Origin of the sequence: uncultured Mailhella sp., from assembly GCF_963931295.1 — a bacterium.
In the GTDB taxonomy this organism is placed as follows: Bacteria; Desulfobacterota; Desulfovibrionia; order Desulfovibrionales; family Desulfovibrionaceae; genus Mailhella.
On sequence record NZ_OZ007001.1, the window covers coordinates 682691 to 708650 of the forward strand.

Sequence of the window (25960 nt, forward strand, 5' to 3'; positions counted from 1 at the left end):
CGGACAGGAGTCGGCACCGCAGGTGGGTCCGTGAGGACACACCTGCACTGAGTCCGCAGACCGAACAGCGCCCGCCAAGCTCCCCGGCCTCCGCAGCCCTGTCTTTCCAACCTTCCGCCCTTTTTCGACAACGCGTCCTGCATCCGTACTCCCGCCCTGCCGAACCGGCGAAACCGGGAGGCAGAAACAGGGGGGGGGGCGGGGGGAATTATTTCCCCCGCATGCCTTTCCTGTCTTCTCTGCCTTTTCCGCCTTTCCAGAGCGGGGGCAGGGAAAGGGCCTTGACAGGGCGTGGGGTTTCCACGAAAACGCTTGTTATGTTTCAGGTACGGACGGAGGGATTCGTCCGGCGAGTTCTCCCGGGAGGGAGGGGGCGGGGAAGGCAACCACAAGCGGAAAAGCGTCTTCTCCGTTCATGAGTTTTGCTTTCCGCGCATGATATGAACAGCTTCAAGCCCTATGCGGCCATGCCTTTTTATCCCGGCCCTGTTTCCGTTCATCCCGATGTTGCCCGCGCGCTTTCCCGCGACTATGCTCCGCCGCGCATAGGCACGGAATATCTTGAACTTTACAAGTCGGTACGCGTGCGCCTTCAGAAAGTGCTCGGCACGAAGGAAGACGTGCTCATGGGCACGGGCGAAGGCATGCTTGTGTTGTGGGGCGCGCTCAAGAGCTTGCTGAAGCCCGGCGACACGGTGCTTACGGTGGGCACGGGCGTTTTCGGCGACGGCTTTGCCGACATGGCCGAAGTCATCGGCTGCAAGGCCGTGCGTATTTCCGAGCCCTACGACAAGACCATTTCCGCTTCCACGCTGGAAAAGGTGAAGGACGCCGTCAAGGAGCATCATCCGGTGCTCATGACCGCCGTTCACTGCGAGACGCCTTCCGGCACGCTGAATCCGCTGGAAGAGCTCGGCCGTCTGAAAAAGGATCTCGGCGTTCCCTTCCTGGTGGTGGACACCGTGGCCAGCGCGGGCGGCGCGCCCGTACACGCCGACGCCTGGAACGCCGACTGCGTGCTCGGCGGCTCTCAGAAGTGTCTGGCCTGCCCGCCCGACATGAGCTTCATGAGCGTGAGCGAGGCTGCGTGGGAACGCGTGCGCGAGGTGAACTACACCGGCTACGACGCCATTCGTCCTTTCGATCACGCCATCGAAGACCCCATGCGCTTCCCCTACACGCCCAACTGGTGGGGCGTGGCCGCGCTGGATGCTTCGCTTTCCGCACTGGAAAAGGAAGGCCTCGAAAACGTGTTCGCCCGTCATGAAGCGGTGGCCCGTCAGTGCCGCGAAGGCGTACAGGCTCTCGGTCTCTCGCTGTGGCCCGCAAAAGACGCCGTGAATTCCCCCACCGTGACCGCCATCCGCGTGCCCGAAGGCTGGGCGTGGAACGACTGGCGCGTTGCCCTCGCCGAACGCGGTCTGTACGTGGGCGGCAGCCTCGGCCCGCTCGCCGGCAAGGTGTTCCGCATGGGTCACATGGGAACCCAGGCCAATGCCGAAGCCATGACCTCGGCCCTCGCCGTCATGAAAGACATTCTCTCAAAATAACAAAGGATCAGATGCATGAGCTACACCAAGGAAGACGTGCGCCGCTATCACGGCCTGCCCCGCCCCGGCAAAATTGAAGTGATGCCCAGCAAGAAGGCCACCACTCAGGACGACCTCACCCTCGCCTACAGCCCCGGCGTGGCCGAAGCCTGCCGCGACATTGTGACCGACGAAGCCGCAGCCGCCAAGCTCACCGGCCGCAGCAATCTCGTGGCCGTGGTCACCAACGGCACCGCGGTGCTCGGTCTCGGCAACATCGGACCGCTTGCGGGCAAGCCCGTCATGGAAGGCAAAAGCATGCTCTTCAAGCTCTTTGCCGACGTGGACGCCTTCGACATCGAACTCGACTGCTCCGATCCCGATCGCCTCATCGACATCGTGAAGGCCCTCGAACCCACCTTCGGCGGCATCAACCTCGAAGACATCCGCGGTCCGGAATGCTTCTACATCGAGGAAGAGCTGAAAAAGTCCATGAACATTCCCGTGTTCCACGACGATCAGCACGGCACGGCGGTCATCACCGGCGCGGCGCTCATGAACGCTTCGCGCATCACGGGCCGCGACATCGCCGACATGAAAATCGTCGTCATGGGCGCGGGAGCCGCCGGCATGGCCTGCGCCCGCTTCTACGCCTCCATGGGCGTGAAGAAGGAAAACATTTCCATGTTCGACATCAAGGGGCTCATCCACGCGGGCCGCACCGACCTGTCCGACGTGCAGATGACCTTCGCCCAGAAGGAACCCGCCCCCGGCGCGTCCATTGCCGATACCCTCTACGCCGCCATGGAAGGCGCCAACCTCTTCCTCGGCCTCTCCGGCCCGGGAACCCTCAAGCCCGACATGCTGAAGGGCATGGCCGAAAAGCCCGTAATCTTCGCCTGCGCCAATCCTGTGCCGGAAATCGGCTATGAAGAGGCCAAGGCCGTGCGTCCCGACGCCATCATGGGCACGGGCCGTTCCGACTATCCCAATCAGGTGAACAACGTGTCCGGCTTCCCGTTCATCTTCCGCGGCGCGCTCGACGTGCGCGCAAGCAAGATCAACGAAGAAATGAAAATCGCCGCCGCCCGCGCTCTTGCCGATCTCGCCCTCGAACCCGTGCCCGAAGACGTGCGCGCCGCCTATCACGGCCGCGATTTCACCTTCGGCCCGGAATACATCATTCCCATGCCGCTTGATCCGCGCATCATCGAATGGGTGGCCCCGGCCGTGGCCAAGGCCGCCGTGGACAGCGGCGTGGCCCGCGGCAGCATGGAAGACATCGGCGGCAGCGTGGAAGCCTACCGCCTCATGCTGCGCGAACGCATGAGCAAGGCCAAGGCCCGCATGGCTTCCTACTGGGAAAGCTACAACAAATAAATCGGACGAAGCGGGAACGTCCCGCCTCTCGTGAACCGGGGCGCGTCCGTCATGGACGCGCCCTTTTTGCTGCACGGAGTTGCCATGATCATACGCCTCATAGAGTACCACAAAAAACGCTTTCTGCCCCTGCTTCTGGAAGCCGACGAACAGGAAAACATGATAGAGCGCTATCTTGAGCGCGGCGAGCTCTTCGTGGCCTTCGACGAAAAGGATGAAGCCGCGGCCGCCGCCGTGGTCACGAAGGAAGACGACGGTCTGTACGAACTCAAGAACATCGCCGTCGCCCCGGAACTGCGGAGGCAGGGCCTCGGCCGGGACATGATCGCTTTTCTTTTGAACCGCTACCGCGGCAAAGGCATGCTGCAGGTGGGAACCGGAGAGAGCGAGGCCACGCTCGGCTTCTACAACGCCTGCGGCTTCACCTTCTCCCATGTGGAAAAGGACTTCTTCACCAAGAACTACGATCATCCCATCGTGGAAGACGGCAAGGTGCTCCGGGACATGATCTATCTCAGGCAGCACCTTCCGGACTGAGCACGCGCCCTTCCCCGTCCGCCTTTTCAGCAGGCAGACGCGGTCGCCCGCGTTTCTGACGGCGGATGGTCTGCGTTTTTCGCTCGTGGTTCGTCTGCGGGCAGCAGGCGTCACTCTTCGAGGCTCTTCACGCTCTCCCACGACAGATTAAAGGATCGCAGATACTTGTTGAGCCTCGCGGTATCGTCGGCGCTGGTCTTTCGGAGTCTTGAGCTGGCAAAAAGGAGGCGTCCCGCTTCCGAGCGGCGGGTGCAGGAAAGGCAGACTTCGAGCACCTTTTCGAGCTGCACCTTGTCGAAGAGGTCGAGCTCGCGGTCTATGAGATGCGAGGCCCGCGCAATGAGCGGGAATTCCACGCCTTCCAGTTTTTCCATCCGCCGCCGCCAGAGGGAACGCAGATAGGCTATTTCCTTTTCCACGGTCTCCTTCGTTATGATGCCCTGAAAGGCATAGGTGTGCATGCGTTCCAGACTGCTCGACAACGTGCGGAAGTTGCCCGGCCAAGCGGCTTCCGGCGAGCGGGCGAAATCGAGATAGAGCTCACGCGCCTCGGGAAGAAAGTCCGCAAAAATGCCGCGCTGTTCCGAAAGCCGCTTGAGTTCGTAGTCAATGTTCGACTCGATGTCTTCCGGGCGCTCGCGCAGGCTCGGCAGGCGGAAATACCACAGATTGATGCGCGCAAAAAGATCGGTGCGGAACTTGCCGTTGCGGGCGTCGGTGAACAGATCCCGATTGGTCGCCGTGATGAGCTGAAAATTGCTGAACACCGGCTTGTCCGAACCGAAGGGGAAAAATCTCTTTTCCTCCACGGCCTTGAGCAGCAGCGCCTGCACGTCGGGGCCGAGTTCCCCCACTTCGTCGAGAAAAAGAATGCCCGAATGCGCCATGGCCAGCATGCCCTTGCGCTCGGACGTCGCGCCCGTGAAGGCTCCGCGCACATGCCCGAACAGCGCCGACATGGCCGAATCGCCGCGGAAGGAGGCGCAGTTCACTTCCACAAGCGGCCCGGTGACCATGCCGGTCTGGAGCCTGAGCTCGTAAATGCGCCGCGCCATGATGGTCTTGCCCGTGCCCGTGGCCCCGTAAAGCAGAATGGGCGCCGTGGAGTGACGCGCCACGTGTTCGATATCCTTCACCAGCTGGTTGAACACCGGATTCTTCGTGCGGATGCCCCCGCGGATGATGTCCTGCGACTGCTTGCGCTGTTCGATGTCGCCTATCTTGGATATCCAGTTGTTGATGGCGTTGTCGTAAATCTGAATGGTCGAATGGATGCGTCCGAAACGATCCTTGGAACTGCGCAGCTGAATGATGCGGCAACGTATGCGCTTGATGTTCACCAGCATCATGATCATGAACGAATGCGCAAACATGTTGCCCGGGCCGAAGTGCAGATAGTAGTCCTCCTCCTGATCGTTGAAGGAAAAGGAACTGAAGAACTGATCGAAGAAAAGATAGTTTTCCGCAAAGGACTGCGGCGAAAAATTGCTTCTGGTGTCGATGACCACGGGCACCACTTCGGTGTGCGGGGCGAGTTCCTCCAGATCATTCTGCAGGGCGTTCAGCCTGTCCTTGAGCGAGGGAGGAATGAAATAGTAGAGCCTGTGAATGAAAAATTTGCGCACCTGCACAAGTTCGACGAGCGGCCGCCAGAGCTTCCAGCGGGAATCGGCGTCCGCTATGTCGTGATCGATGGAAATGGTGCTGAACACCACGTTTTTTTTCATGCAGCCTCCTGGCGCGCGTTTCCGTTGTCCGGGCCTTCCGATGCGGAAGACGCATGCCGTTATAGCACAGGACGGATCCGGGGGAAAACGGACTTGACCAAAACATCACAAGAAAAATGCCTTTTCATTAAATCCATTTTTCACGAACCGCATTTTTCTTAAAAAATCATCTTTTTCTCTGATAATCAAACCTTTTTCTGAAATTCTCCTGAAATTTATCGAGCATCTTGCACAACATGGCGTTTTTTCAGCATATTATTTTCCGCGAATCTGGCACGATTCTTGCTCTTTTTTTATCATGCAATCACGCATCTGTCACCAAGGAGCATATATGAAATCCGTCAAACACGATTGGGGTACTCTTTACGAGACCGATGTGCTTATTCTCGGCACCGGCGCTTCCGGCATAGGCGCGGCCCTGAACTCGGCCGGCAAGGGCCTCGACGTTCTCATGGTCGGCAAGGGCACGCTCGAAAGTTCCGGCTCCCTCGGCGGCGGCAACGACCACTTCATGGCCGTGCTCGACACCGACGAGCCCTACGACAACAAGGAAAGCTTTGTCGCCTTCTACATGAAGTCCGCCTACGGCTACCGCGAAAAACAGATCGAACAGTGGCACGACGCCCTCAAGCCCTGCGTCAAGATTCTCGAAGAGTGCGGCGTGGAATTCCTCCGTCGCGACGACGGCTTCTACTTCCGCTCCGTGGGCTTCGGTCAGCCCGGCGCCTGGTGGCTGCACATTCCCAACGGCAGAAAGATCAAGCGCGGACTCGCCAAGCGCGTGCGCTCCCTCGGCGTCACCGTGCTCGACAACTTCCAGATCACCAAGCTGTTCAAGAAAAACGGCAAAATCGCCGGCTGCATGGGCTTCAACGTGCTCACCGGCGAAGTTTCCGCCATCCGCTGCCGCGCCGCCGTCAACAGCCTCGGCTGGCACGCCCAGCGCTGCACCAACAACTCTTCCCACAACCCCTACAACTGCTGGTTCACCCCCTTCACCACCGGCAGCTACTTCACCCTCGCCTACGACATCGGCGCGCCCATCGTCAACGCCGACATCTCCTGCCGCGGCACCATTCTCCCCAAGGGCTGGGGCGCGCCCGGCATGAACGGCATCAACAACATGGGCGGCCACGAACTCAACGCCCTCGGCGAACGCTTCATGTTCAAGTATGATCCCATGGGCGAAAACGGCATACGCCGCAATCAGATGATGGGCACCAATCAGCAGCAGGTCGAAGGCTACGGCCCGCCCTTCTACATGGACATGCGTCACCTCAACGAACACGACGTGCATCATCTGCAGTACGTGCTCATGCCCGCCGACAAGGCCACCTATCTCGATTACTGCAAGGCCCGCGGCATTGAATTCAGCAAGTATCCGCTGGAAGTCGAAGTGGGCGAACTCAGCCTCTCCGGCATGCTGCTTGCCGACGACAATCTGGAAACCCCCGTGCGCGGCCTCTACGCCGGCTGCAACTTCACGAGCTTCTCCGGCGCCATGTGCGGCGGCTTCGTGGCCGGCGGTCACGCCGCCGAAAACGCTCCCTCCCTCGACATGGCCGGCCCCTCCGACGAGGAAATCCTCGCCGAACGCGACCGCATTCTCGCGCCCCTCAACAACACCTCCGGCACCATGACCCACAGCGATTTTGAAGATCCCATCCGCCAGGTCATGGACTATTACGCCAAGTTCCGCCGCAACATGCCCGGCATGGCCGTGGCCCTCGATCGCCTCAACTTCATCAACGGCTACAGAGACCGCGTGCGCGCCGACAACCTCCACGATCTCATGCGCATTCACGAAGCCTTTGAAATCCTCGAACTGTGCCGCATTCACCTCGACGCCTGCCTCCAGCGCAAGGAAAGCGGCCGAGGCATGTACGTGCTCACCGACTATCCCGAAAAGGATCCCGCCCTCGCCAAGGGGCTCGTGGTCGTCAAGGGAGACGAAGGCCCCGTCTTTTCCTGGCTTGAACCCGCCGGCAAATAATTCCTCTGCGCCCGGCTCCCCCTTCGCGCCGGAGCCGGGCCCGGACGCGCCGCTCATGCGCTTCCGCCTTTCCCGGGTTCCTTTTCCCCGCCAAACGTCAACATCAGGAGATCACTCATGCCTCCCGTATTCCATGAAGAGAAATGCATCCGCTGCGGCATGTGCGTCAGAGACTGCCCCGCCTATATCCTGGCCCTCGACAAGGAACACGACAAAACGCCCCACGTCATCGAAGAATACAAACACGAATGCTGGCACTGCGGCAACTGCCGCATAAGCTGCCCCAAGGACGCCATCAGTTTCGAGTTTCCGCTCTACACCCTTGTCTGACCGGAGGAAACGCATGAACAGACTCTCTTCCCTTCTGCTCGGCGCCGCCATGATTCTGGCCGCCGCCATCCCCGCGAAGGCCGCGGACTATGTGCTTTCCCTCAACCTTGCCGTTCCCCCGGTTCACAACCGCTGGACCATGGCCATCAAGCCCTGGGCCGACGAAATCACCAAGCGCAGCGGCGGCCGCATCGTCATTGAACCCTACTTCGCCCAGGCTCTCAGCAAGCAGGCCGAAGTGGTGGAATCCGTGCGCACCGGCGTGGCCGATCTCGGCGAAGCCACGTTCACCGTGGGCGGCCTCGGCCGCTATCCCTTCCATGAACAGCTCCTCAACCTCGTGCGCCCCAGCCTCTGCACCGTGGACGCCGCCAACCTCGTGCGCTCCCTGCACGAAGCCTTCCCCAAGGAAGCCATGGAAGACGTGAAGGGCACCCGCCTGCTCTTCGTGGAAGGTCACACCATGGGCATGCTCATCGGCACCCGCGACAAGCCCGTCAAGAGCCTTGAAGACCTCAAGGGCATGAAGATAGGCGTGTCGGGCGGCGGCATCCGTCTCGACCGCGTGCGCGCCCTCGGCGCCACCGTGGTGGGCGTCACCCTGCCCGACATGTACATGTCCCTGGAAAAGGGCGTCATCGACGGCGCCGTCGTGGACTGCGAAGTGCTCGTTTCCCGCAAGCTCGGCGACATCATCAAGAACCTCACCCTCGTGAACATCGGCGGCTCCGTGTTCTACTGCGTCATGAACCAGGACACCTACGACAGCATGCCCCCCGATCTGCAGAAGGTCATCGACGACGTGTCGCGCGAATACGCGCCCAAGATCTTCAGCGACTTCTGGAACGACATGCAGTACAACAGCCTTGAACGCTGGCAGAAGGAACAGGGCGGCAAGCTCCACATGCTCTCCGACGCCGACTACGCCAAGGCCGACGCCCTCGCCGAACCCACCTACGCCGAATGGATCCAGTTCACCAAGGACAAGGGTCTGCCCGCCGAAGCCATTCTTGCCAAGTTCCGCGAACTCGAAAAGCGCGACATGACCCCCTGGGCTCAGTCCCGCGCCGCCCAGTACGTGGAAAAGTAATCCTATCACCTCAGCCGGGGGAATTCTTCCCCCGGCCTTTTCCCTCTTTCCGGGCCGAAACATCCCGGCTCGTTCTCCCACAATACTCCCGCGTACTGCGGAAAAACGCGGTTTTTCCTTGTACCCGGATGCGGCCTCGCCGCATCCTCCAGAGCGTCATGCCGAAACACACCACGCTCATTGCATAACGTCCAGGAGTCTGTCATGGCATCATCAGCAACCAACCTCTCCCCCCGGCCCGCCGGTCTGGCGCCTCTGCGCGCATGCGTCGACATTCTGAAGCATCTGGAAACCGTGTGCCAGAAAGCCAGCGCCCTCGGCATGTTCTTCTTCCTGCTCATGGTGCTCATCACCACGCTGGACGTTCTTCTCCGCTATTTCCTTTCCAGTCCTCTCAGCGGCACCATGGAACTCACCGAGTTCTTCATGGTCATCGTTTTCTTCACTTCCGTGGCCTACGCCCAGTGGACCGGCGGTCACATCGTCATGGACGTGGTCACCGCCAAGCTCAGCGAAAAAACGCAGACCCTGCTCGCCGTGGTCACCACCTTCTGGTCCGTCACCACCGTGGCCGTGTGCCTCGCCGCCATGATGCGCTACGCGAGCACCTGCGAACTCTATTCCCCCACCCTCAACCTCCCCGTGGCTCCCTTCGTGTGGTTCGCCTCCGCAGGATGCCTGCTTCTGCTGCTCACCCTCGTTCACGACTTCCTCGCCGCCATCCTCAAGGCTCACGACAACTACGGCACCGCTTCCACCGTGCTCGCCGTCATCGTGGCCTTCGCCTCCACCGCCGCCTTCGTCTGGTTCGCCATGCACAGAATGCGCGGCGTCTCCAGCGTGGTGCTCGGCGTGTGGGGCTGCGCGTTCATGTTCTTCCTCTTCTTCTCCGGCATGCCCGTGGCCTACGCCCTCATGGCTTCGGCCGCCGTGTTCATCTCCAACATGCGCGGCACCATGGCCGCCTGGAACATGCTCGGGCAGTTCTGGTACAACACCGTGGCCAGCTACGACTGGTCGCCCCTCATGTTCTTCCTGCTCATGGGCTACGTCTGCTTTGAAGGGCAGTTCGGTCAGGATCTCTACCGCGCCGCACGCTCCTGGATGGGACACTGGCGCGGCGGCCTCGCCACCGGCAGCGTGTGCGCCTGCACCGCCTTCGGCGCCGTGGTCGGCGACTCCCTCGCCGGCAGCGTGGCCATGTCGGCCATAGCCCTGCCCGAAATGCGCAAGAGCCACTACGACGACGCCCTCGCCATCGGCTGCCTCGCCTGCTCCGGCACCATCGGCAGCCTCATTCCGCCTTCCACCACCTTCATCCTCTACGGCGTGCTCGCCGAACAGTCCATCGGCGAACTCTTCATCGCCGGCGTCATTCCCGGACTTCTGTGCATGTTCTGCTTCATCGGCGTCATCGTGGTGTGGGCCCGCATCAATCCTGCGGCCGCGCCCGCCTCGCCCCGCGTCTCCCGCCTCGAAGCCGTCACCTCCCTGCGCTCCGCCCTGCCCATCATGGCCATCTTCATTCTGGTCATCGGCGGCATCTACGGCGGCATCTTCACCGCCACCGAAGGCGGCGGCGTAGGCGTGTTCGGCATGCTGGCCCTGGCCTACGCCCTGCGCCGCATGACCACCAAGAAGCTCTCCTCCGCCCTCAACGACGCCGGAAAGTTCACCGCCATGTGCTTCGCCCTGCTCGCCGGCGCCAACCTGCTCGGCAACTTCATGACCCTGAGCCGCATCCCCATGGTGCTCGCCAACTCCATCGCCGCCCTCGACCTCGCTCCCATGCTCGTCATGGTGGCCATCATCCTCGTGCTCTGCTTCCTCGGATGCTTCATCCCCGCCATTCCGCTCGTGCTCATCTGCGTGCCCATCTTCGTGCCCATCGCCAAGGTGTTCGGCTGGAACCTCGTGTGGTTCGGCGTCATTTCCACGCTGATCAAGAACATGGCCTGCATCACCCCGCCTTTCGGCATCAACCTCTTCGTCATGAAGGGCATTGCCGACGTGCCCATCGGCCTCATGTACAAGGCTTCGCTGCCCTACGTGGTGGGCCTGTTCGTGTGCGTCGGCCTCATCGTGGCCTTCCCGCAGCTCAGTTTGTGGCTGCCTTCCATGATGCACTGATCGCCTCACAACGCTCCTTGAAGCAACCACTCCCCCGGTTCGCGCACGAAAAACCGCTGCGCGAACCGCCCCCAGGCCCTCCCTCACCGGAGGGCCTTCCTGCTTCCGGGCAATGGAAAAACGCCGCCGATTTTCCCCCGCGGAACGCCGTTCCGGTTCCGGGAAGGCTGCTCCAGAGGCGGGAACGCCGAGTCCTGTGCCAACGCGCGGAACCTGATGCCGGAAACGCCGCCCGGCGCCGATGAGGCCGGAGCCGACACGGGAGACTTCGCGCCTGAGTCCGGGAGATGCCCGACGCCGAAGACCCGGAGCCCGGTTCCCAAAGACGCTGAGACAGACGCAAAAAAACTGCGTCCACCTTCTCCGGGACATGCCACGCCTGATTCCACGGCTCCGCAACGCGCCGGGGCTCATGCGCTGCGCGCATTCTTTCCGCGGCGCACGAAAAACGACGGGCAAAATCGGGGAGTTGCCCGGAATCTTCGGCAACGCCCGACTGCGCCCGGCAAAACGCCGATCACTCCGCCGCGCTTCCGCCGCGTCTCCCCCCTCTTCCGCCGTCTTCCCCCCCTCTTCCGCACGCCTCATTTGCCGCTCCCCGGTCGCCGCTCTCCAGACCGCTGAGCCCCCTGCCGCCGCTCCCCGGGCCCCTATTTCCGGCAGACGATTCAGCGTGCCGCGCCCCCTTTTCCTGCCGACAGAGGGAAGGCGGACAGTCCCGCCCCCCGGACAGCGTTCTCCGCCCGGCAAAGAACCGCTGCCGGAAAACTCTTCCGGCCATTCCCCCGGACACGAAAAATCCCCGCGCGGAGTAGCCTCCGGCGGGGATGATTTCAGCGTTTATCGACGTTCGCACCGACCGCACGCACGGCCCGGCGCAAACGCCGTCGCGTCAGGATCAGGCAGAAGCCTCTCTTCTGTTGTGCAGCACGTTGAGCAGCAGAAGGAAGATCACCAGCAGCGCGCCGCTCACGAGCAGGCAGATCCAGGGGCTCGAGCTCACGAAGCCCGCCACCAGATAGCCCACCGCGCTGCATCCTGCGGCGAGAAGCGCGTAGGGAAGCTGCGTGGACACGTGTTCAATGTGGCTGCACCCCGCGCCGGCGCTGGACAGAATGGTGGTGTCGGAAATGGGCGAACAGTGATCGCCGAACACGCTGCCCGCCAGCGTGGCGGAAAGCGCCACCACGAGCAGATCGGGGCAGATGGCCTGCGCCACGGGAACCACCAGCGGAATGAGAATGCCGAAGGAGCCCCAGGCCGTGCCGGTGGAAAAGCTGAGGAAACCGGCAATCACGAAGATGAGGAAGGGAAGCATGCCGCCCACCATGTTGCCGCTCGTGACCAGCGATTCCACGAACTTGTTGGTCTGAAGCATGTCCTGGCAGACGCCGCTGATGCCCCAGGCGAGCACGAGAATGAGGTTGGCGGTAAGCATGGCCTTCATGCCTTCCACCGCGCCGTGCATGAATTCGGAAAGGCTCATCAGGCGACGGGGCACGTAAAGCAGCAGCGCCACCACCAGACCGCCGAAGGAAGCCCACACCAGCGCAGGCGACGCGTTGCAGTTGCCGAGCGCGGCGCGGAATTCATGATAGGCCGGATCGGAACCCCAGTAGCCGCCGCTGTACATCATGGCGAGCACGGCGAACACGATAAGGCTGCCTATGGGAATGAGCATGTCGAACACATGGCCGTTCTTGGTTTCGAGGCCTATTTCGGACTTCTGCGCCATGACGCCGAGATCGCCGTGTTCGGCGCGCTTTTCCGCCGCGCGCATGGGACCGAAATCCCACTTGAAGAGGCAGAGCAGCACCACGAGCGTGAGGGAAAGCAGCGAGTAGAAATTATACGGAATGGCCGCAATGAAGGCTGCAATTTCACTCTCGAACGCGCCGGTTGACTTCAGATTGCTGCCCACGGCCGCGGCCCAGCTGGAAATGGGCGCAATGATGCACACGGGCGCGGCCGTGGCGTCGATGATGTAGGCCAGCTTGGCGCGGGAAATCTTGTAGGTGTCGGTGACGGGCTTCATCACGGTGCCCACGGTGAGGCAGTTGAAATAGTCGTCGATGAAGATGAGACCGCCGAGGCCGCAGGTGGAAAGCATGGCCGTGCGGCGGCTCTTGATGCGCGACGTGGCCCAGCGACCGTAGGCGCGGGAGCCGCCCGCCATGGAAATGACGTACACCAGCGCGCCGAGCGCGGAGCAGAACATCACGATGTCGAAGTTGAGCCGCTTGCCCATGATGGCAAAGGCCGACTCAATGGTGTTCATGATCACGAAATCGGCTCCGGTGCCCACGGAATAAATGAACGTGCCGGTCAAGATGCCGATGAGCAGAGAAGAAATAACTTCCTTGGTAATAAGCGCAAGCACGATGGCCGTGACGGGAGGCAGAAGCGACATCCAGCCAGCATAATAAGGTTCCATAAATCCCCCACAGAAAGCTAGGCGCTCCCCGAAGGAAGCGCAACACATACCGCGCGCCCGCGTCACGCTCCATGACAGGGCCGCGCCTCGGGCCGCGAACGCACAACGCTCGCGCTCCCGCAAGACACTCTTCACATTCTGACGAGACTACCAGATTATACAACGCTCTTCAACAGTTTTTCCGGACGAGTCCGAACCCGAGAAACATCGCCGTGCGCCGAGTCCTGCGCCTTCCGCAGAGCTTCAACATTGTTGCCGAATTTCACGATGCACAGCTTGTTTCAGCACTGTCCGCCGCGCGGAAAACGGCGCAGGTTGCCGCGCCCCGTCGCAGCTCCGCCGCCGGAAGGGATGGCCGCATCGTCGAACCCTTCCCCGCCCGCGCGGAGGGAGCCCGCAGGCTGCGAAGGCGTGGCGGCGCAGCCGCTTCCTTGTCCGCGCGCAGAAAGAACGCAACACGTCTCTGCCTGCGTGCGGGGTTCAGTCCTTCTCCGCCAAAGCATGGAGGAAAAAGGCTCCCGAGCTTCTTTCCCCTGTCCGCGCAAAAGAACGCACAGCCGGGAACCGCCTGAAAGCAAACTTTGGCGGCTTTCCCCTGTGCGCGAGGAAGAAGATCGGCACTGAGTCCGGTCTCATTCGCCCGCGCCGCCTGTGTCCCGGCCACTCCCCTCGAGCGGGGACATCCGGCGTCCGAGGAGCAACACGCTGCCGGAAAACAACGCCGTCCGGCGCTCTCTAAGGCTGCCCGACATCGCCCCGCATCAACGCCGTGGCCGAGCCCCGTCCCCTTCGGCAGCATTCCGCGCCGCAGCGCATAAAAAAGGGAAGAAGCAGCCTTCCGCCCTTCTTCCCCCGTTTGTTCGTGCCTTCCGAGCCGCGGACGGGCCGCTCTACGCCTTCTGCGCGCGGTCTTTCAAAATGGCGTCCACCACGTGATCGGCATAGCGTTCGTACACCTTTTCTCCGGTTTCCGCCGTGGCCGCCCGCGGATCGCCGAGATAGGCCAGCACCGCCCCGCAGCCGATGAAATCGTTGCCCGCGGCCAGCCTTTCGGCAAAAAATTCGCCTTCCCAGTTGGGTTCCAGCGTCTGAAGCATGTCCATGTCCACAAGGTCGGGACGACGATTGAGCATGAGCGCGGTTTCGCTCTCCCCGGCGTGAATGTCCCATTCCGGATGTTCGCAGTGCAGGAGCTCTCCGATGCCCGAGCCGAGCAGCCAGTCGGAAACCTCAACGCGCATGGAAGGATTGCGCTTCACGGCGTTTTCCGCCGCCTCCTTCAGCGCCTCGATGTTGCGCGGCTCCGCATGACCGCACATGAGAATCACATGCGTGAAGCCCCATTTGCCGAGTCCCACGCACACATCCTCCACCACGGCCACCACGGTTTCGTAGCGCAGCGTGATGTTCCCGACAAAACAGTTCACCGCGTCGGCCAGGGCATAGTTCACGGGCGGCGCAATCAGGGTTTCCACGCCGCGTTCGGCAAGCTTCCGGGCCGCGCGTTCGCACACGTCGATGGCGCTTTCGATGTCGGTTCCCACGGGAAGGTGCTGGGAATGCACTTCCGTGGGCCCCACAGGCAGAAAGGCGATATCCGTTTTCCGGGCAAGTTCCTGAATCTGCCGGGTGTTCATCTCATACATATAATTCAGCTTCATGTTTCCTCCGCGCGGCGCGTACTGTTCGGCAGGAAAAACATCCCCGTTCTGACGCCTTTTCCTGCCCTTTCTTCATGTTTCAACATCCTTGTTATGGCTCGAGACCGCAAAAGTCTCCAGAATCTACAATGCTTCAACGGTAGTCGAGTCCGCAGGTTGCGTCAAGAATCCACCGAAAACAACATCAGCGCCCGACAAACGCCGTCCCCCAAAACACCGCTCTCACGCATCCATCCTTTTCTCTTCCCACCGTCCAACGACAAAAAAAGAACCACGACCAGCGCGGCCGCGGTTCTTCCTTCGCCCTCCGGCTGGCGGCAGGCGAAGCCTGACGACAGAATCGAGGGGGCGCGGGGGAAATCATTTCCCCCGCTGCCTTTTCTGCCTTTCTGCCTTTTCTGCCTTTCCTCTCTTCTCTCTTTCCCCCCTCCAGCGACACAAAAAAAAGAACCACGACCGGCGCGGCCGCGGTTCTTCCTTCGCCCTCCGACCGACGGCAGGCAAAGCCTGACGACAGAATCGAGGGGGCGCGGGGGAAATCATTTCCCCCGCTGCATTTCCTGCCTTTCTGCCTTTCCTGCCTTTACTCCGCTTCGCCGCGGGCTTTGAGCTGTTCTTTGACGTAGTTGACCATGCCGCCCTTGTCGATGAGGGTCTGCATCATGGGCGAGAGGGGGGGGATACGGATTTCCGCGCCGTTGTCGAGGTCGCGGATGGTGCCGTGTTCGGGGCTGATTTCGAGGGTATCGCCGTCGTTGATCTTATCGACCTCGTCGCCGACTTCGAGGAGCATGAGGCCCATGTTGAAGGCGTTGCGGTAGAAGATGCGGGCGAAGCTGTGGCCGACCACGGCGCGGATGCCTGCGCCGATGATGGCGAGGGGCGCGTGTTCACGGGAGGAACCGCAGCCGAAGTTGCGGCCCGCCACGATGATGTCGCCTTCGTGGACGCGCTTGACCCAGCCGGGTTCGAGGCCTTCCATGCAGGCTTCGCCGAGCTTGCGGGTATCGGTGGTGACGAGGAAACGGGCCGGGATGATGGCGTCGGTATCAATATGCGCGCCGACCTTGTGAACTTTTCCGGTAAAGGACATGGATGACTCCTGTATTTCCCTTCTGCGCAGGGCGCAAAAGGCGCGGGGCACGCCCGCAGATATGCATGCAGAGCGGCTTTTTCCGAACGCGCCGGAAAGAGCCGCCGCGGGGCGCGGATTACAGCGCGTCGGGCCCGGTAATGACGCCGGTCACGGCGGAAGCGGCCGCCACGACGGGACTTGCGAGGTAGAGTTCCGACTCAAGGCTGCCCATGCGGCCGCGGAAATTGCGGTTCGAGGTGGAAATGCAGCGTTCGCCGTCGCCGAGCACGCCCATGTAGCCGCCGAGGCACGGGCCGCAGGTGGGAGTGCTGATCACGCAGCCTGCGTCCGAGAACACGTCGAAGAGACCTTCGTCCATGGCCTGACGCCACACGGCGGGCGTGGCGGGAATCACGATGCAGCGCACGCCCTTAGCCACCTTGCGGCCGCGCAGAATCTCGGCCGCGTCGCGCATGTCGGAGATGCGGCCGTTGGTGCAGGAACCGATGACCACCTGATCCACGGTCACGTCGGAAAGTTCGGAGACCGGACGCGTGTTTTCCGGCAGATGCGGGCAGGCCACCACGGGTTCCATGCCGGTGACGTCCATGGTCACCGTGCGCTCGTATTCGGCGCCCTCGTCGGCGGCAAGACGCATGGGATCGGGCGTGCCGTGGGCGCGGCAGTATTCGGCGGTGAGATCGTCGGAGGGGAAGAGGCCGCATTTGCCGCCCGCTTCAATGGCCATGTTGGCCATGCACAGACGCCCTTCAATATCCACGTCCTTGAGCGCGGAGCCGCCGAATTCCAGCGCGCGGTAGAGCGCGCCGTCCACGCCGATTTCCCCGATGAGGCGCAGAATGAGATCCTTGCCGCGAATCCAGCGGGGCATCGAACCTTCAATGTTCACCCGGATGGTGGCAGGCACCTTGAACCACAGCTTGCCGAGCACCATGCCGCAGGCGATGTCCGTGGAGCCGAGGCCCGTGGAAAACGCGCCGATGCCGCCGTAGGTGCAGGTATGGCTGTCCGCCCCGATGACGAGATCGCCGGGCTTGACGAGGCCCTTTTCGGGCAGGAGCGCGTGTTCCACGCCCGCGCAGCCGCCTTCGTAGTAATGGGTGATGCCCATTTCCCCGGCAAAGCGACGGGACACGATCACCTGATTGGCCGAGGCGATATCCTTCTGGGGGGTGTAGTGATCCATCACCAGAAACACGCGATCCTTGTCGAACACCTTCTTTGCGCCCATGGCGCGGAAGGATTTAATGGCCAGAGGGCCGGTGATGTCGTTGGCGAGCACGCCGGAAAGCGAACATTCCACGATCTGACCCGGTTCGCGGATCTCTTCGTCGGTGTGCATCTGAAGTATTTTCTGGGCAAGCGTCATTGCCATGATTCCATCTCCAGGAAAAAATACGATTTGCGTTTCGCCCCTGCGGGGAAACGGGCGCTCTCCCTGCGCGGCGGCGGGGGCGCAATGTTGTGTGCGCTCTACGCCGAGGCTTCGCGCGGCAGGGCGCGAGGCAGCCTTCGTCAGAACGCGGGCTCTGCAAACCCGCGCCCCGCTCCGAATCATCGTTGCGGGGCGCTCCGGAATGACCGGCCGCGAGCTTAGTCGACGGGGTTCTGCTTGTAGCTGATGACGTCCTTTTCCTTGTGTTCCAGGCGGTTCAGGGCGTCCACGTAGGCCTTGGCGCTCGCCACGATGATGTCGAGGTCGGAGCCGCGGCCCGTGGCGGAATACTTGCCGTCACGCAGATGCACGGACACTTCGCCCTGGGCGTCGGTGCCGCCGGTGATGGCGTTCACGGAGAACTTTTCGAGTTCGGCCTTGGTGCCGCAGATCTGGGAAATCACGTTGAAGGCCGCGTCGATGGGGCCGACGCCGAAGCCCGCCAGACGCACTTCGTTGTCGCGATCCTGCATGACCACGGCCGCGGTGGTGGGCATGGTGGAACCCATGGTGGTCTGCACGCAGATGTTGCTCAGGCGGAAGCGATCCGGAATGCGCATGCGGTACACTTCGGAAAAGACGAGGGCTTCGAGGTCTTCGTCGTGAATGCGGGCCTTCTTGTCGGCGAGTTCCTTCATGGCGGCGAACACGGCGTTGACCTGATCGTTGTCGAGCGTGTATCCGAGCTCCTCAAGACGGGTGCGCACGGCGTTGCGGCCGGAATGCTTGCCGATGACGATGTCGGTGGATTTGCGGCCCACGGCCTGCGGTGTCATGATTTCGTAGGTGTTGCGGTTCTTGAGCATGCCGTCCTGATGGATGCCGGATTCATGGGCAAAGGCGTTGCTGCCGATGATGGCCTTGTTGGCCGGAATGGGACGGCCGATGATGAGCGAAAGCAGATGGCAGGACGGATAAAGCTGTTCGGTGACGATGGAGCATTCCACGCCGTAGTATTCGGGACGGAGCTTGAGCGCCATGACGAATTCTTCGAGGGAGGCGTTGCCCGCGCGTTCGCCGATGCCGCTGAGGCACAGTTCGGCCTGACGCGCGCCGTTCTTGACGGCGGCAAGGCTGTTGGCCACGGCCAGACCGAGGTCGTCGTGGCAGTGAACGCTGAAGATGGCCTTGTCGGAATTGGGCACGTTGTCGATGACGTAGCGGATGAGCGCGCCGAATTCGTCGGGCTGGGCGAAGCCCACGGTGTCGGGAATGTTGATGGTGGTGGCGCCGGCGTCGATGGCGGCGGTGACGATGCGCACGAGGAAGTCGCGATCGGTGCGGGAAGCGTCTTCAGCGGAAAATTCCACGTTGGGAGTGTAGGAGGCGGCGCGCTTCACGGCGGCGACGGCGAGTTCCACGACTTCGTCGGGAGTCTTGCGCAGCTTGTATTCCATGTGGATGGGGGAAGTGGCGATGAAGGTGTGGATGCGCGGATTGCGGGCGAACTTCACGGCTTCCCAGGCGCGGTCGATATCCTTGGCGTTGGCGCGGGCAAGGCCGGCGACCTGCGCGTTCTCCACGCTCTGGGCAATGGCCTTCACGGCCTCGAAGTCACCTTCGCTGGCCGCGGGGAAGCCCGCCTCAATGACGTCGACGCCCAGCATTTCCAGCTGACGGGCGATGCGGATCTTTTCACTGAGGTCCATGGTGGCGCCGGGGGACTGTTCCCCGTCGCGGAGCGTGGTATCGAAAATAATGACGCGGTCGGACATGGTTTTCTCCTTGCGTTTTCAGGCCGTTATCCCGCGGCCTGAGGCGTTTCATCCCTGGGCCCCCGCCACTCGGCGGAGGCTATAAAAAAGGCTGCTCCGACTTCCGACGGAACAGCCTTTTGCCTGTCATTCGTCAGAAATCACGATATATCCGGGCGCAGAAGCAGACCGGACAGTCGTCCGCAAAGAAGAGCGCACAGCAGCAGGGAAGAAGCGAAGCGAACTTCGTTCTTCGGAAGAGCAGCGGCGGCATTGCGGACGTTCATCATGATTTCCTTTTCGCCTTTTCGGCGTCTTTTTTGGAAGAGTACGAAATGCGGATGCTTTTTTCAAGAAAAAATGTGAAGGAAGAGAAAAAAATTTAAAACTTCCCGTCAATACCACTGTCGGCACTACTGAAGCCATTCAAGATTTTTTTTCGCATCCTGATGGCCCTGATCCGCAGCCTTCCTGTACCATTCCACAGCCTTGGGAATATTCTGCTCTACTCCCCAGCCGTTCTCATAACAGCGCCCGACATTGTATTGCCCATAGGAGTAATTTCCTTCGGCCGCCTTCCAAAACAACTCAAACGCCTTTTGGTAATTCCTTCGAGTACCTTCGCCGTTCAAATAGCACACACCAAGATTATTCAGAGCCCACAAATTGCCCTGTTTTGCCGATTTCTCATACCATAAAACTGCCTTTTTCAAATCCTGGGGAACACCTCTTCCATTCTTGAATTGTAGTCCCAAATTATACTCTCCCCAGGAGTATCCTTGAACGGCAGCTTTATAATACCAGTTCACTGCATTTTTATAATCCTTTTTTACTCCATCACCGCGAGCATACGCAAATCCGACAGAATTTTGAGCGCGAAAGTGATTTTGTTCCGCAGACTTCATAAACCAATAAAAGGCAGTCTTTAAATTTTTTTCTACACCAGATCCATTGTCATACCGACAAGCCAAAAAATACTGCCCATCAGCATCGCCTTGTTCCGCTGCTTTTTTATACCAGGTATAAGCAATTTTAATATCTTTCTTTTCCCCTGCTCCATATCCATATACGAGTCCCATGACTACTTGATATCGCGATTTGCCGGCAGCAGCTTCCTTTTGCAGTATATTTTTTACAGAAGTATAAAGCCGAACTGCTTCTTCATGTTGCTTTTGACGCTGCATGAGAACGGCAAGCAATCCAGTGGCAAGAACATGCTTTTGATCCGAAGCCTTACGCAACCAGAATTCTGCCTTTTTATAATAATTTTTATGTACTGTATGATCATAATATAATTTTCCCAGATTATATTGAGCCTCGGCATTTCCGTTCAATGCCTGCTCTTCCACTTCAGGAAGAACACTAAAGGGGGCAGCCTCAGACTGGTCAACCCCACATAACAATACCGCCAAAAAGCTTAATATGACAATTATCTTATTCATACATCAATGATAATATCTTACATTGAAATTAAAAGTCAGAGCATTAAAATCTTTATCTGTCTCGAATTCTTTGGAAAAATCAATTTTTTCTCCCAAAGCTACACTTCGAGAATTCATACGTACAGCTTCAACAACATCGCCTCTTTTAAGAAGAAGCAAATAAATATTTATATCAGCATAGCTATCGACTCTGGTCGACATATCCATGGTACCATTAATAACATATTTATTATTTCCAACAGGATCAAGTTTATAATTAAAAGTTACAGAAGCACCGTTTGTGCTTCCCATGGTAATAGTTTCCATAAGCGGCAAACCATTGTAAACACTATGAGGATACGAACGGGAAAAATGCTTTCCTTCATAGGGGTGAACACATGCCGTTAATGCGGAAGCAAGCAAAAACAGTAAGCCAAGTAAAAAAGTTTTTCTTTTCATAGGATTACACCTTTAATAAAAATTATTTATTAGTATATGTTATTTTTACAGCAAACGTCAATGTAAAACATACTTACATGACAATAATCTATTTATATTTCATTATCTAAAATAATATTCAACACTAAGCTCACAATGCCATAATTAAAGAGGTGCACTGTTGGTGAGTAGCATACATGGCGGAAATGCCAGCATACACCTGTACAAGTATCTTATTTTTATCCCTTTTCCGCGAGCTCTCTTGCCTTGCGGTAGTCGAACTTGCCCGAGCCCAGAAGCGGAGCCTGCTTCACGCTCACGATGCGCTTCGGCGTCCACAGGGGCGAGAGGCCGCGGCTGGCAAAGTGCGCCGCAATGCGGCTCGTGGTCACGTCTTCGGCGTCGATGACGAGCGCGAGCTGCTCGCCCTTGCGCGGATCGGGGATGGCCACCACCCCGAGCACCGATTCGGGCCAGATTTCCTTGAGCGCGTCCTCCACGGCCGCAAGCGACACCATTTCGCCGCCGATCTTGGCAAAGCGCTTGGCGCGGCCCCGGATGAAGATGAAGCCGTCCTCGTCCATGTGAACGATGTCGCCGGTTTCGTTCCAGCCCGAGCCGTCGTCGCCCTCGCCGGTGAGCGCAAAGCGTTCGGCAAGCGCTTCGTCCACGGGCGGTTCCAGCACGCCCGGCGCGGCAGAGCGCATGTAGCCGAGCATGACGTTGTCGCCCTTCACCCACAGAACGCCGGTATTCTCTTCCGTAATGCCGGGCACGGGCGAAAGACGGCAGGCAAGGCCGGGAATGGGCCGCCCCACGCTGCCCTCCCTGCGGTAGGCGGGCGTGTTCACGGAAATGAGCGGCGCGGTTTCCGTGGCTCCGTAGCCCTCGAAAAGATCCACGCCGAACTTCTCAAGCCACACGCGGCGCGTGCTCTCGCGCATTTTTTCCGCGCCTATGATGACAAGCCGCGCGTGACAGAAGTCGTAGGGGCGGCCGTAGCGCGCGTAGCCCGCGCAGAAGGTGTCCGTGCCGCAGATGATGGTGGACTGGCTCTCGTAAAAGAGCCGGGGCACGATGCGGTAGTGAAGCGGTGAAGGATAGAGGAACACCCGCACGCCGGCGAGCACGGGCAGCAGCGTGCAGATGCCGAGCCCGAAGGCGTGGAACATGGGCAGGCAGTTGAACAGCTTGTCGCCGGAGCCGATGGTGAGCATGCTGAGCGCCTGATAGCGGTTGGCGATGATGTTCACGTGACTGAGCAGCACGGCCTTGGGCACGCCTTCGGTGCCCGAGGTGAACATGACCGCGGCCGGATCGTCGGCCGGGGTGGACGGCGCCACGCGCAGCCACGCAAAAAGCGCGCCGAGCGCCTTGTCGCCGAGGGTGAGCCTTTTGGCCACGTCCTCAAGGTACACGATGCGCAGCCCCGCATCCTTGAGCGCCTGTTCCATGGCCGTGAGATCGGCAAGGGCCAGAAAGCGGCGCGAAGTGAGCACGGAAGAGAGCCTGACCGTGCGGCAGCAGGACACCACCGAGGATATGCCCGACGTGAAGTTGAGCATGGCCGGAACGAGCCCCGCCGAATGCAGACCGAAGAAGGCCACGAGTCCGGGCAAGGACGTGGGCAGCAGAAAGCCCACGGTGCTCTCGCCCCGGAACAGACGCCGGAAGGCGCGGCCGAGCACCGAGAGCTTGAGCAGGAGCGAGCCGTAGGTGAGCACGTGCCTGTCCTGATCTTCGGCAATGGGGAAGCGGCGGCCCGAAAGCCGGACGGCCTCCACGAGCCCCTGCATGAGATTGCAGTGTTCCATGCTTGAGCGGTACTCAAGTTCGGTCATGATGTCGTAAAGGCGCTCGCCCATGCGGCGGCGACGCTCCCGCGGCGTCACGCCTTCCGCGGAACGGAACTTCTGCACTTCGAGCACGCTCACGGTGACGCGCGGAAACCAGCGGCGGCGTCCCTTGTGGCGCAGATAGGAAAACACGGTGCTCGACGCCCCGTCGATGCGCACGGGCAGGAGGGTGGCGTCGGCCTTTTCGGCAATGACGCCCGCGGCCTCAAGAATGCGGATGTAGCGCGGATCGTTGCCGAGACTGCCGCTGTGAAACACCATGCAGCGGCCGTTTCTGGCCAGCGCGTGAACCAGCGACACCGTGGCCGCGGGACTGGAAAAATCAAAGAACTGCGTGTCGGCGAGCGCGCAGACCGGGCGCATCCACCACTTGTGTTCGAGCGCCCTGTCGGCGAGCAGCGTGACGCGATGCGGCAGCACGGCGGCCAGAATCAGCGGATCGAGAATGGACCCGGGGTTGTAGATGATGAGCGTGCGCGGACCGGCGGCATCGTAGTGCTCGCGGCCGCGCAGCTCCACGCGGTAGATGATTCTGAGAAGAAATCGGACTAAGGCTCCAAGCATGCGGGCTCCTGGATTCTTCGGCACGTTCGTTCCGCCGGACGTCGCTCCGGCACATTCTTGTCATCATGCCCAAAGGCGCGGCCTTTGTCGAGAGCGGTCATCGTCCGGCCGGGGAATCCGGAGCCGTCCGTTCTTGCGGATCGTGCATAAATATGGTAATGAATCCCCCCATGTTCGACTCAAGCATTGCAGCAAAGATATCGTATCTGGCCGTGGCGTTCGTGCCCGTGCTTCTGGGCATCATTCTGCACGAAGTGGCCCACGGCTGGGCCGCCCTGCGCTGCGGCGATCCTACGGCGCGCATGCTCGGCCGTCTCACGCTCAATCCCATCCCGCACATCGATCCCGCAGGCACGGGCATGTTCGTGTTCACGGCCCTGTTCTGCCCCTTCGTGTTCGGATGGGCCAAGCCCGTGCCCGTGAATCCGCGCTACTTCCGCGACTACCGCAAGGGCATGCTGCTTGTTTCCGCCGCAGGCCCCCTCGCCAACATGGTGCTCGCCATGGTCTTTGCCGTGTGCCTGCGCCTTCTGCTCTTCGCTCCTTCAGAATTTCTCATCGGCACCTCCGCGGGCAAGTTCCTGCTCCAGATGTTCCAGACGGGCATCGCCGCCAACTTCGCCCTTGCGTGGATCAATCTTCTGCCCATCCCTCCGCTCGACGGAGGACACATTCTGGAAACCCTGCTCCCCGGGCAGATCGCTCTTCAGTTCCAGCGCGTGGAGCGCTACGGTTTTCTCCTGCTCGTGCTGCTGCTTGCCAGCGGCGTATTGAGCTCCCTTCTCATGACTCTCGTCCGATGGTCGTGGAACCTCGCGCTTACGGCCGTGGGTCTTTGAGTTCTTCACCTTCACTTTTCTCATTTATCTCATCAGGAGACACGCCATGACGGCGAACGATCGCACAGTTTCAGGCATGCGGCCCACCGGGCCTCTTCACATCGGTCACTATTTCGGAGCCCTCAAGAACTGGGTCGAAATGCAGAAGACCCACGAGGCCTTCTTCTTTGTGGCCGACTGGCATGCACTGACCAGCAACTACGCCGATACTTCCAAACTTCCGCAGTTCGTCAACGACATGGTCGTCGACTGGCTCTCCGCCGGTCTCGACCCCGAACACTGCGCCATTTATCGCCAGTCCGACATCAAGGAAACCGCGGAACTGCATCTGCTGCTTTCCATGATCACTCCGCTCGGCTGGCTCGAACGCTGCCCCACCTACAAGGAACAGCAGCAGCAGATCACCGACAAGGATCTCGGCAACTACGGCTTCCTCGGCTATCCCGTGCTCATGACCGCGGACATCATTCAGCATCGTCCTCGCTGGGTTCCCGTGGGACAGGATCAGCAGCCGCACCTCGAACTCGCCCGCGAAATCGTGCGCCGGTTCAACACCATGTACAACACGGAAGTCTTCCCCGAACCCGAAGCCAAGCTCACCCCGGCCGCCAAGTGCCCCGGCCTCGACGGCCGCAAGATGTCCAAGAGCTACGGCAACGGCATCTTCCTGAAGGACACGCTCGCCGACCTTGAACCCAAGATCAAGGGCATGTTCACCGACCCGGCCCGCCTGCGCAAGAGCGATCCCGGCAACCCCGACGTGTGCAACCTCTTCCCCTACCACGTGCTGCTCGCCGACAAGGACACGCAGAACGAAGTGCGCGAAGCCTGCACCCACGCCACCATGGGCTGCGTGGCCTGCAAGAAGATCTTCATGAAGAATCTGCAGAACTTCCTCGAACCGCTGCATGAACGCCGCGAAGCCATTCTCGCCAAGCCCGGCCTCGTGCAGGAAATACTTGCAGACGGCGGAAAAAAGGCCAGAATGTCCATCAACGCCACCATGGAACTGGTGCGCGCCGCCATGCACATGGACTGATCCGCACGAAGGCCGACGCCTTCGCATAGATATCCGGAGTGCGGAAGACCGGGTCTTCCGCACTCCGCCCGTTTCCGCGACCGGGCAAGGGATGGCTTTCGTTCGCCGCATGACGTTTCCGCCATCTCTCCGGAAAGACAGGAAAATTCAGTGAGCGTTCCGCGTCGGGAAGGGCACGCCCCAAGTCGCCGGAACATCGCCGGGAGAGCATTTCCCTTCGCCTCCCGCAGTCGGACGCCCGCCGGTGCGCACGAGTCTGCCGCGCGGCAAGAAGGACGCGACGCCCCGGCCTCCGGCAGTGCTCCGAAGGCGAACGCCGCACAGGCAAAGCCTCCGCCCGGAGAATGCGTCCGGGCAGCGCGGCAAACAAATGCGCAGAAGGGCATGCCCGAAGCGCGCAGGGCAAGCCGCCGACGAAGCCGGATCCTGCAAGGCGTCCGGTGCTGATGCGCTTTCGGAGCGGACGTCGGAACTTGCGGCGTCGGGAATGCTCGAACGCTCCCCGGATGTTCGCCCAAAAGCGCGCAGAGCGCCCGGCCAGAGCGCAAGGGTCGGAGCCGACGCCAAAAATCCGCCGCGCAGGGGCCCCGCAGAATTTCGGCCGCGGCGCAGGGGCAACATGTGTCATCCGCAGAAGCCGGGCGTCCGTCCCGCTCGAACCGGGCGTGCGTCCCGCGCAGGATGGCAAACATTTCTCAGGGCGCTTTTCCGCGCCGCCCGCGCGGCTCTGCGGAAAACGCCCGTTGCCGGAACGCCGCCGACGGGAA

Annotated in this window: 19 protein-coding genes; 9 read left to right on the forward strand and 10 right to left on the reverse strand. The window is 60.7% G+C overall.

Features of this window, described 5'->3' with window-relative positions:
- The first annotated feature begins 440 nt into the window (after positions 1–440).
- The 3 genes from ABGT79_RS02665 to ABGT79_RS02675 all read left to right on the forward strand — a co-directional run bounded on the left by ABGT79_RS02665 (position 441) and on the right by ABGT79_RS02675 (position 3446).
- Positions 441–1550: an alanine--glyoxylate aminotransferase family protein gene (locus tag ABGT79_RS02665; RefSeq protein WP_346664894.1), complete on the forward strand. Its 1110-nt coding sequence runs from the start codon at positions 441–443 to the stop codon at positions 1548–1550.
- Positions 1551–1565: 15 nt separating this feature from the next.
- Positions 1566–2909, forward strand: a complete 1344-nt coding sequence (locus ABGT79_RS02670; protein WP_346664895.1) for a malic enzyme-like NAD(P)-binding protein — start codon at positions 1566–1568, stop codon at positions 2907–2909.
- Positions 2910–2993: 84 nt separating this feature from the next.
- A complete protein-coding gene (locus tag ABGT79_RS02675) occupies positions 2994–3446 on the forward strand; it encodes a GNAT family N-acetyltransferase (protein ID WP_346664896.1) in 453 nt (150 codons plus the stop codon).
- 110 nt (positions 3447–3556) lie between these two features.
- Here ABGT79_RS02675 and ABGT79_RS02680 read toward each other — a convergent pair whose 3' ends face one another.
- Positions 3557–5173, reverse strand: a complete 1617-nt coding sequence (locus ABGT79_RS02680) for an RNA repair transcriptional activator RtcR family protein (protein ID WP_346664897.1) — start codon at positions 5171–5173, stop codon at positions 3557–3559.
- Between the two features lie 331 nt (positions 5174–5504).
- On the opposite strand from ABGT79_RS02680, the gene ABGT79_RS02685 reads away from it, so the two are divergent.
- The 4 genes from ABGT79_RS02685 to ABGT79_RS02700 all read left to right on the forward strand — a co-directional run bounded on the left by ABGT79_RS02685 (position 5505) and on the right by ABGT79_RS02700 (position 10716).
- Complete coding sequence (locus ABGT79_RS02685) at positions 5505–7166, forward strand: FAD-binding protein (protein ID WP_346664898.1); 1662 nt, start codon at positions 5505–5507, stop codon at positions 7164–7166.
- Between the two features lie 117 nt (positions 7167–7283).
- Positions 7284–7496, forward strand: a complete 213-nt coding sequence (locus ABGT79_RS02690; protein ID WP_294488241.1) for a 4Fe-4S binding protein — start codon at positions 7284–7286, stop codon at positions 7494–7496.
- A gap of 13 nt (positions 7497–7509) precedes the next feature.
- Positions 7510–8586: a TRAP transporter substrate-binding protein gene (locus ABGT79_RS02695; RefSeq protein ID WP_346664899.1), complete on the forward strand. Its 1077-nt coding sequence runs from the start codon at positions 7510–7512 to the stop codon at positions 8584–8586.
- A gap of 204 nt (positions 8587–8790) precedes the next feature.
- A complete protein-coding gene (locus ABGT79_RS02700) occupies positions 8791–10716 on the forward strand; it encodes a TRAP transporter large permease subunit (protein WP_346664900.1) in 1926 nt (641 codons plus the stop codon).
- Positions 10717–11614: 898 nt separating this feature from the next.
- Here ABGT79_RS02700 and ABGT79_RS02705 read toward each other — a convergent pair.
- The 9 genes from ABGT79_RS02705 to ABGT79_RS02745 form a co-directional block, all read right to left on the reverse strand.
- Positions 11615–13150, reverse strand: coding sequence for a Na+/H+ antiporter NhaC family protein (locus tag ABGT79_RS02705; RefSeq protein WP_346664901.1), 1536 nt, complete (start codon positions 13148–13150; stop codon positions 11615–11617).
- A gap of 890 nt (positions 13151–14040) precedes the next feature.
- Positions 14041–14811 (reverse strand): creatininase family protein, encoded by a 771-nt coding sequence (locus ABGT79_RS02710; protein ID WP_346664902.1) that lies wholly within the window; start codon positions 14809–14811, stop codon positions 14041–14043.
- Positions 14812–15394: 583 nt separating this feature from the next.
- Positions 15395–15904, reverse strand: a complete 510-nt coding sequence (locus tag ABGT79_RS02715) for a 3-isopropylmalate dehydratase small subunit (protein ID WP_346664903.1) — start codon at positions 15902–15904, stop codon at positions 15395–15397.
- Between the two features lie 118 nt (positions 15905–16022).
- The gene (gene leuC / locus ABGT79_RS02720; RefSeq protein WP_346664904.1) at positions 16023–17282 is read right to left on the reverse strand and encodes a 3-isopropylmalate dehydratase large subunit; all 1260 of its coding nucleotides are present in this window, start codon (positions 17280–17282) and stop codon (positions 16023–16025) included.
- 218 nt (positions 17283–17500) lie between these two features.
- Positions 17501–19057, reverse strand: a complete 1557-nt coding sequence (locus ABGT79_RS02725) for a 2-isopropylmalate synthase (RefSeq protein ID WP_346664905.1) — start codon at positions 19055–19057, stop codon at positions 17501–17503.
- 126 nt (positions 19058–19183) lie between these two features.
- Positions 19184–19462 (reverse strand): hypothetical protein, encoded by a 279-nt coding sequence (locus ABGT79_RS02730; protein WP_346664906.1) that lies wholly within the window; start codon positions 19460–19462, stop codon positions 19184–19186.
- Positions 19450–20478: an SEL1-like repeat protein gene (locus ABGT79_RS02735; protein ID WP_346664907.1), complete on the reverse strand. Its 1029-nt coding sequence runs from the start codon at positions 20476–20478 to the stop codon at positions 19450–19452. The genes ABGT79_RS02730 and ABGT79_RS02735 overlap by 13 nt, the downstream gene beginning before the upstream one ends.
- Positions 20479–20481: 3 nt before the next feature.
- Positions 20482–20916, reverse strand: coding sequence for a hypothetical protein (locus ABGT79_RS02740; protein WP_346664908.1), 435 nt, complete (start codon positions 20914–20916; stop codon positions 20482–20484).
- A 218-nt stretch (positions 20917–21134) separates the two neighbouring features.
- Complete coding sequence (locus ABGT79_RS02745; protein WP_346664909.1) at positions 21135–23315, reverse strand: AMP-binding protein; 2181 nt, start codon at positions 23313–23315, stop codon at positions 21135–21137.
- Between the two features lie 158 nt (positions 23316–23473).
- Between ABGT79_RS02745 and ABGT79_RS02750 the strand changes: the two genes are divergently transcribed.
- Together ABGT79_RS02750 and trpS are read left to right on the forward strand one after the other, a co-directional pair.
- On the forward strand, positions 23474–24154 hold the full coding sequence (locus ABGT79_RS02750; RefSeq protein ID WP_346664910.1) for a site-2 protease family protein: 681 nt from the start codon (positions 23474–23476) through the stop codon (positions 24152–24154).
- Between the two features lie 46 nt (positions 24155–24200).
- A complete protein-coding gene (gene trpS, locus ABGT79_RS02755; protein WP_294488272.1) occupies positions 24201–25193 on the forward strand; it encodes a tryptophan--tRNA ligase in 993 nt (330 codons plus the stop codon).
- The last annotated feature ends 767 nt before the right edge of the window (positions 25194–25960 follow it).